6 protein-coding genes and 1 tRNA gene are annotated in these 6,690 nt (G+C 54.9%); 4 read left to right on the forward strand and 3 right to left on the reverse strand.

Annotated features, from left to right (window positions below; all coding sequences use genetic code 11):
- Positions 1-492: 492 nt before the first annotated feature.
- Positions 493-1,917, forward strand: coding sequence for a M48 family metalloprotease (locus RMR13_RS03205; protein ID WP_310599197.1), 1,425 nt, complete (start codon positions 493-495; stop codon positions 1,915-1,917).
- 5 nt (positions 1,918-1,922) lie between these two features.
- Positions 1,923-2,333, forward strand: a complete 411-nt coding sequence (gene nikR, locus RMR13_RS03210) for a nickel-responsive transcriptional regulator NikR (protein ID WP_309411155.1) — start codon at positions 1,923-1,925, stop codon at positions 2,331-2,333.
- 10 nt (positions 2,334-2,343) lie between these two features.
- Here the strand turns inward: nikR and RMR13_RS03215 are convergent, their stop codons facing one another.
- On the reverse strand, positions 2,344-3,723 hold the full coding sequence (locus tag RMR13_RS03215; RefSeq protein WP_310599198.1) for a sigma-54 dependent transcriptional regulator: 1,380 nt from the start codon (positions 3,721-3,723) through the stop codon (positions 2,344-2,346).
- Between the two features lie 164 nt (positions 3,724-3,887).
- Here RMR13_RS03215 and RMR13_RS03220 point away from each other — a divergent pair, with 164 nt between their 5' ends.
- A complete protein-coding gene (locus RMR13_RS03220) occupies positions 3,888-4,322 on the forward strand; it encodes a nucleoside deaminase (protein WP_310599199.1) in 435 nt (144 codons plus the stop codon).
- A gap of 88 nt (positions 4,323-4,410) precedes the next feature.
- Positions 4,411-4,496 (forward strand) — tRNA-Ser (locus tag RMR13_RS03225).
- Between the two features lie 269 nt (positions 4,497-4,765).
- Here RMR13_RS03225 and RMR13_RS03230 read toward each other — a convergent pair.
- Together RMR13_RS03230 and RMR13_RS03235 are read right to left on the reverse strand one after the other, a co-directional pair.
- Positions 4,766-6,205 (reverse strand): hypothetical protein, encoded by a 1,440-nt coding sequence (locus RMR13_RS03230; protein ID WP_310599200.1) that lies wholly within the window; start codon positions 6,203-6,205, stop codon positions 4,766-4,768.
- Between the two features lie 293 nt (positions 6,206-6,498).
- On the reverse strand, positions 6,499-6,690 hold a 192-nt coding region (locus RMR13_RS03235; protein WP_310599201.1), incomplete at its 5' end, for a hypothetical protein.

Raw genomic sequence — 6,690 nt, forward strand, 5'->3', positions numbered from 1 at the left:
AATACCGATGTCCGCAGGTATGACAGGCAACATGACGGTTGGTCGTTTCAACAGAAAAGATAAGGGCATTGCCGAGGACGTGCGTGCTGCGATAGGAGACGCCTTTGATGCCAAAGGCATGATACAAAAGTGATTGTGACATGACTGAGCTCCTTTTGTTGTCGGGTTTCGTCGCCAGACAACATCGCTCATGTCATGTCACTTTTCCACAACTCCTTCCAACCCCAGGTACGCCTTTGCCGGATGAACCACAAATCTCGCTGCTCTTGCTCAAGGCATTGAGCAGGTGGTAAGCGTATTATATGTCGGAGTGGTATTAACTGGGGGAAAAAGACTTTTCCCCCAGGCGGCTTCCTCGTCGGCGGCCCTGGTGCGTCTTCGGCATTGCGGCCAGCGGGCGAACACAGTACCTTGCAGGCAGTATGGCCGGGGTGGCATGGCTTTGGCCCCTATTTTCAACCGAATCTGCGTACGACTTACCGGATATTTCCCATGATCAGACAACTCCGTGCATCCCGCTGGCTTGCCGTTTTCGTTCTCCTGTCCCACCTGCTGTCGCCGCTGTCGGCGCTGGCCCTGACCGTCAGCGAGGAACGCAAAATCGGCGAGCAATTGCTTTTTTCGGTCCGCAGGCAATTTCCGGTCCTGGATGACCCGGATATCAGCCAATATATCAACACCTTGGGAAAGAAGGTCCTGGCGACCATCGGCCCCCAACCTTTCGAGTATCGCTTCTTCGTGGTCCAGAGTGACCAGTTCAACGCCTTTGCCGCACCGGCCGGGCTGGTCTTCTTCTATACCGGCCTGATCGCGGCAATGAATAACGAGGACCAGCTGGTAAGCGTTCTTGCCCACGAAATCGGCCATGTGGTCAGCCGCCACATCGCCCAGCGGCTCGACAAGGGGGCCAAGATCAGCGCCCTGTCGCTGATCGCCGGCATCGCCGGGCTGGCCCTGGGGGTTCCGGGTTTGTCGCAGGGGCTGCTGACCGGTTCGCTGGCAGCGGGCCAGGCGGCCAACCTGCAGTACAGCCGCGAGGACGAAGAGCAGGCCGACCGGCTCTCCTTCGGCTGGATGCAGAAAATGGGCCGCGATCCCTCGGCCATGGAGGACATGCTCAAGAGCATGCGCCGGGTCAGCCGGTACAGCATGGGCAGCGAGGTGCCGCAGTATCTCCTGACCCATCCCAACCCGGACGCCCGGCTGGGGTATGTCGAATCGCTGTTGGAAATGCTGCGGCAAAAGGGGACGCCTCAACACTATATCAAAACCGATAATTTCGATTTTCTCCGCTTCAAGTATCGGGTGCAGGTGCAATCCTCGGATCTCGACAACCTGCGAACCTATTGCACCACGGCCGTGACTGCGGCGGGCACGGACAAGGAACAGCAGATCATGGCCCATTACGGCCTGGCCCTGCTCGCGGCGGAAGACCGCAACTATCCGGAGGCGCTCGAGCAACTGGCGTTCGTGCGGGAACGGTATCCGCAGAAGGAAATTTTGGAGATCGACAAGGCGGTGCTGTTGATGGGCAGCGGCAACTACGACGAGGCCAGGCGCATCCTGGAGCAGGCCTTCCGGCGCGATCCGAACGACGTGTACGGCGCCTACCAGCTGGGCAAGATCGAGCTGATGACCGGCAACTATCCCAGGGCGGAGCAGATGCTGCAGCGGGTGGCCCTGGCCATGCCCGAATATCCCCAGGTATATTACGATTTGGGACAGTTGGCAGCCAATCGCGGCAAGGAAGGAGTGAGCGGCTTTTTCTTGGGTAAGTACAACCTGTACCGGGGCAAGATGAAGATGGCCAAGCAGTATCTTGTGCGGGCCAGCAAGGATGCGAATGTGCCGGATAAGGTGCGCGTCGAGGCCAAGGCGATTTTGGACAAACTCAAAGAACTGGAAAAGGAGACCTGATTGCCATGCTCTTGCGATTTTCGGTTTCGATGGATGAAAAGCTCCTTGGCCAGTTCGACGAATATCTGGTGCGCCGCAAATACTCCAACCGTTCCGAGGCGATCCGCGATTTGATCAGGAGCGTTTTGGTCAACGAGGAATGGGAGCAGGACAGCGAGGTGGTCGGGGTGGTGACCCTGGTGTACAACCATCACCAGCCGCAGCTGCAGGAGAAAATCACCGAACTGCAGCACGAGTACCACCACCAGATCACCTCGACCACCCACGTCCACATGGATCACCACAACTGCCTGGAGGTGACCATCGTCAAGGGGCGCGCCTCGCAGGTACGTGAATTGGCTGAAAAACTGATTGCCTTGCGCGGAGTGAAGAACGGCAATCTGACCATGTCGAGCACCGGCGGCCACCTGCACTGAGGCGGCCGGCTCAGTCCTTCTTGTGTTTGCGCCAGTTCTGGTGGGTGATGCCGAATTTCTTGATTTTGTAGTTCAGGGCGCGGGGGCTGATGCCCAGGCAGCGGGCTGCATCTTTCTGCACCCAAAGGTTTTCGGCCAGCGCCTTGAGGATGAGTTCCCGCTCGTGGGCTTCCAACGGCTCGGTCACCTGGATCAGCGGCGTCATGGTCCGGCTCAGCTCCGGAATGTGGAGCGAGGACAGGCCGATCAGATCCTCCTCCTCGAGAATGACCGCCCGCTCGATGGTGTTGGCCAGCTGGCGGATGTTGCCCGGCCAGTCGTAGCCCTGCATCATGGCCAGGACTTCCGGGGTGAAATCCTTGATGTTGCCCTTGTTCAGCGAGGTGGTGAATTTCTTCAGGAGCTTGCGGGCCAGGGGGGCCAGACAGCGGGGCCGATCCTTCAGTGGCGGCAGGTGGATCGGCAGCACGCTGATCCGGTAGTAGAGATCTTCCCGGAACTTGCCTGCGGCGATCAAGGTCGATAAATCCTGGTTGGTGGCGGCGATGAGGCGGACATCGACCTTGATGGTCTTGTTGCCGCCCACCCTTTCAAAGGATTTGTCCTCCAGCACCCGGAGCAGCTTCGATTGGATTTCCAGCGGTATTTCCCCAATTTCGTCGAGAAAGATGGTGCCGCCGTTGGCCTGTTCGAAGCGGCCTATCCGTTGCTTGTCCGCCCCGGTGAACGCCCCCTTCTCGTGGCCGAACAGTTCGGATTCGAGCAATGTTTCCGGAATGTTGGCGCAATTGATCTTGATGAAGGGGTGGTCGCGGCGGGGAGAATTGTAGTGGACCGTGCCGGACAGGTAGCTTTTGCCCGTGCCGGTGTTGCCCGTAATCAACAGGGTGGCATCGGTGGAGGCGAATTTCCGCAAGCTGTTGAGCACCACCTTGAAGTTGTCGCTCTCGGCGATAAGCCGGTCAAAGCTGTAGACAATATTCTGGGTGCGGCGTAAATAGGCCAGCTCGTTGTCCTGCTGCCGTTTGTTCAGGGCATGGCTGACCGTCCGTTTAACCCGGCCGGGCGACAGGGGCAGGTTGAGGATGTCGTAGACGATCGGCTCCACCTGCTCGTCGAGCCGCACCGCATCCTCGGATTCGCAGGTCAGGATCACCGGCGTGGACGGCGTCTGCTCCTGTACATCTTCCAGTAGGCCGAATTTATTGTCATTTTCCGGATAATAATTCATGAAGATGACGTCGTAGGGCCGTTTGCTGACCTCGATCTGGAAAAGCGAGGGGTCGTGTTGAAAGGTGAGATTGAAATTGCCAGCCAGGGCGGTCTCGATGCTCGTCCTGCTCTCCGGCGGGCATTTGTAGGCAAGAACAGAGGCTTTTTTCTCGGCCATGAACCTTCTCCTGGAATTTGTTTCGATTTGGTGATTGTAATACCTATTTCGTAATTATAAACAACACCGTTGAAAATGCAACTGGTAGCACGATAGGATGCGTCAAATACGTAATAATGCAGTCAACTCAGTCTTCTTTGGATAATTCCGGGCAGGATCACCTGATGATGGCGCGGGCCCTTTGCCTGGCCCGGCAATCCGCCGAAGCGGGCGAGGTACCGGTGGGCGCGGTGGTGGTGGACAGCGACGGTACGGTTCTGGTGGAAGCGGGCAACAACTGCATCGCCGCCGCCGATCCTTCCGGCCATGCGGAAATGCGGGCGCTCCGCCAGGCCGCGCTGGTTGCGGGCAATTACCGGCTGCCCGGCGTGACGGTCTATGTGACTCTGGAACCGTGCCCCATGTGCGCCGCCTTGCTGGTGCATGCACGGATCGGCCGGCTGGTATTCGGGGCGACCGATCCCAAGGGCGGCGGAGTGGTGTCCAAATACCGAATTGGCGCCGATGGCCTGCTCAACCATCAATTCTCGGTCACGGGCGGGGTCTGCGCCGAGGAATGTGGCCGGCTGTTGCAGGAGTTTTTTCGAAGCCGCCGTTAATTTTCTATTGTAAAAAAGCAGGACTCAGGATAGAAAAATGTTCCCGTTGCCCGGCGCTGCCGGGGGATCGGATGGTCGCTTACACTCCGGAGAGGTGACCGAGTGGTTTAAGGTGCACGCCTGGAACGCGTGTGTACGCAAGTACCGAGAGTTCGAATCTCTCCTTCTCCGCCATTTTTGCAACAAAATCGGGTCGTCGGCGTAATGCCGGCGACCCGATTTTGTTTTCAAAATGTTTCCAGAAAGCAGGGAAAACCGATCTGCTGGAGATCGGAGCTTTGGCTCAATTTCCCACTCCCTTCACCTTCCTCGATATCGGTACAGCTTGTGCGATGGCTGCGGAGTGGCGTTGCAGGCGTTGTTGTCCGGTACTCGCCAGCAATGGACACGATCCCGAATCGGTGCAAAGGCTCAAGCGGGAGGCGTCGCACGATGGGGAAGAATCAAGGCTCATCTATCTGCAAAACGTGGACAACAGGATTTCTGCCGTATTGGCCTACAAGGTCACCGCTCTTTTGGGACACGTAAATTTTTCTGGACACATTATCATAAGCGACTCCCAGAATGTGCCCACTTCCGGCGCTGTTGCTAAATGGCAGATCAAAATTCCAGACGGAATATGGGGCTATCTCCCAAGGTTGTTTTGTTCCATTTTTTACACTGAGCAGATCGGAGGTACTATATGCCCACACTTGATATTTATACGGGTACGCGTGCGGCCCTTTTGATGCGTCAGTTGGGTCATAACAATATGTGGCCCCGTCCCCTGATGGAAGTCCAGCTAGAGATTGATCCGACGTTCCATTTCCATAGCAATATTCTCCACTTCCATGTCTACCGAAAAACATGACTGAAGCATATCCTTCCGGGAAGACAATTCCAGTCACCGCCGACGTTAAATTGAAAAGGGTGTTCTGTGTGTTCGTTTGAGCTAACGGGTGGTTTACTGGGTAGTATACGAGCTGTGTAGCTGGGACGGGGTCTGTAACGCCCAGTTGCGATGGATCAAATACCGATACAGCCGGTCCTGAAGAGGATGTCGATATAACTGATAGGCCGGATTGTCCGGTCAAAGCTGGCCCACCAAATGCTGCCTGCTGCGATGCCGGTATTTCGCACATATAACCGCCAACGAGCCTAGCCGCGACATTTGATAATTTGAACATTCCGGAAAAATCACCATTCGTTGACAGGTTCAACCCCGACGTATAGTGCGACAGGTATTGGCTCCCGTTTCCGTCATAATATGTATAAACAGATCCGATGAGCTTGTCCCCCCATACCAAAAAACCGCCGTTATAGACACTTCCACCATTAGTAGCTCCACCCAAGTTAACGTTTTTCCTATTCCCCTCAGTAATATCAACAAAACTCTGAAGAACTGAAGCCGTGTTCAAATCGTCTATATCTGAGCTATTGACGATAGGTGGGATTGTAATTTCAGCCGTTAATCCTGCCACTATATGACCACCTATGAACAATGAACCGGAACCGCCATTACCGTCTTTGTTGAATCCTATTGGGCCACCACCATAACTAAATACGCAAGTATTCCAGTTTGAGCAACCAATCGTTCCGTCGGGAACCCTGAACGCCCCTAAATATCGTATATTTTGCGATGTAATCAAATTATCCGAAGTGGAGGCCCATGCTGTGAACATGCCCGAGATCTTCGTCACTCCACCGGCATCCGCCCAATTCATCGTATGATCGGTGGTGTTGATCCAAACATCGCCGATGGAAGGATTCTCCGGATCGCTGGAAACCTGTGCAATACCGGTTCCGCTCCCACTTGCAGTGGCCTCGGATGGAGCTACAAACGCCTGGCAGGTCAGGCCGAGGGTCAATGCCGCCGGTAACAACAGAACGTGCCTCAATTTCATGATTTCCTCCTTGGGTTGATGGGATGACAAAGAACGTTCCAATATTGTACGGTTGAACCAAACAACACATTTTTGTCAAGTCAATTCGATGCCAAAAGTCTGAAAAATTGCTTACCTGAAACTACACTACTGCTGAAGTAGTGCCCGAAATCTTCATTGCCCAGGCTCGTACTTCCTGGTCATGTCCCGGTACTTGTTCCATTGATCCAGTACCCGGTCGACCGGTTCGCAGGAGAGAATGGGGGTGTCATTTTGTCGTGAAGAATGCGATAGAAATATTTAACAAAATATAATTATGTTACAATGTGTGCCGGCATTTCAACCCGCTCCTTCTCCGCCATACAACAAAAAACGCCATGCAATCTTTCGTTGTTAGCGGCAAAATGAAAATGACCCACCGCGGCACCTAAAAATTGACCCACTTTTCCGTTAAAGATGCCGACCGAGGAGGTCGGCATGAAGACACAGGAAGAGTGTATGGAAAT

It is taken from the genome of Desulfobulbus sp., assembly GCF_031547805.1.
Taxonomy (GTDB): domain Bacteria; phylum Desulfobacterota; class Desulfobulbia; order Desulfobulbales; family Desulfobulbaceae; genus Desulfobulbus.

Bases quoted from the DNA above. Each gene is read 5' to 3' on its own strand.
- RMR13_RS03220 (WP_310599199.1), top strand. From the start codon at position 3,888: ATGATGGCGCGGGCCCTTTGCCTGGCCCGGCAATCCGCCGAAGCGGGC.
- RMR13_RS03230 (WP_310599200.1), bottom strand. From the start codon at position 6,205: ATGAAATTGAGGCACGTTCTGTTGTTACCGGCGGCATTGACCCTCGGC.
- RMR13_RS03205 (WP_310599197.1), top strand. From the start codon at position 493: ATGATCAGACAACTCCGTGCATCCCGCTGGCTTGCCGTTTTCGTTCTC.
- RMR13_RS03215 (WP_310599198.1), bottom strand. From the start codon at position 3,723: ATGGCCGAGAAAAAAGCCTCTGTTCTTGCCTACAAATGCCCGCCGGAG.
- nikR (WP_309411155.1), top strand. From the start codon at position 1,923: ATGCTCTTGCGATTTTCGGTTTCGATGGATGAAAAGCTCCTTGGCCAG.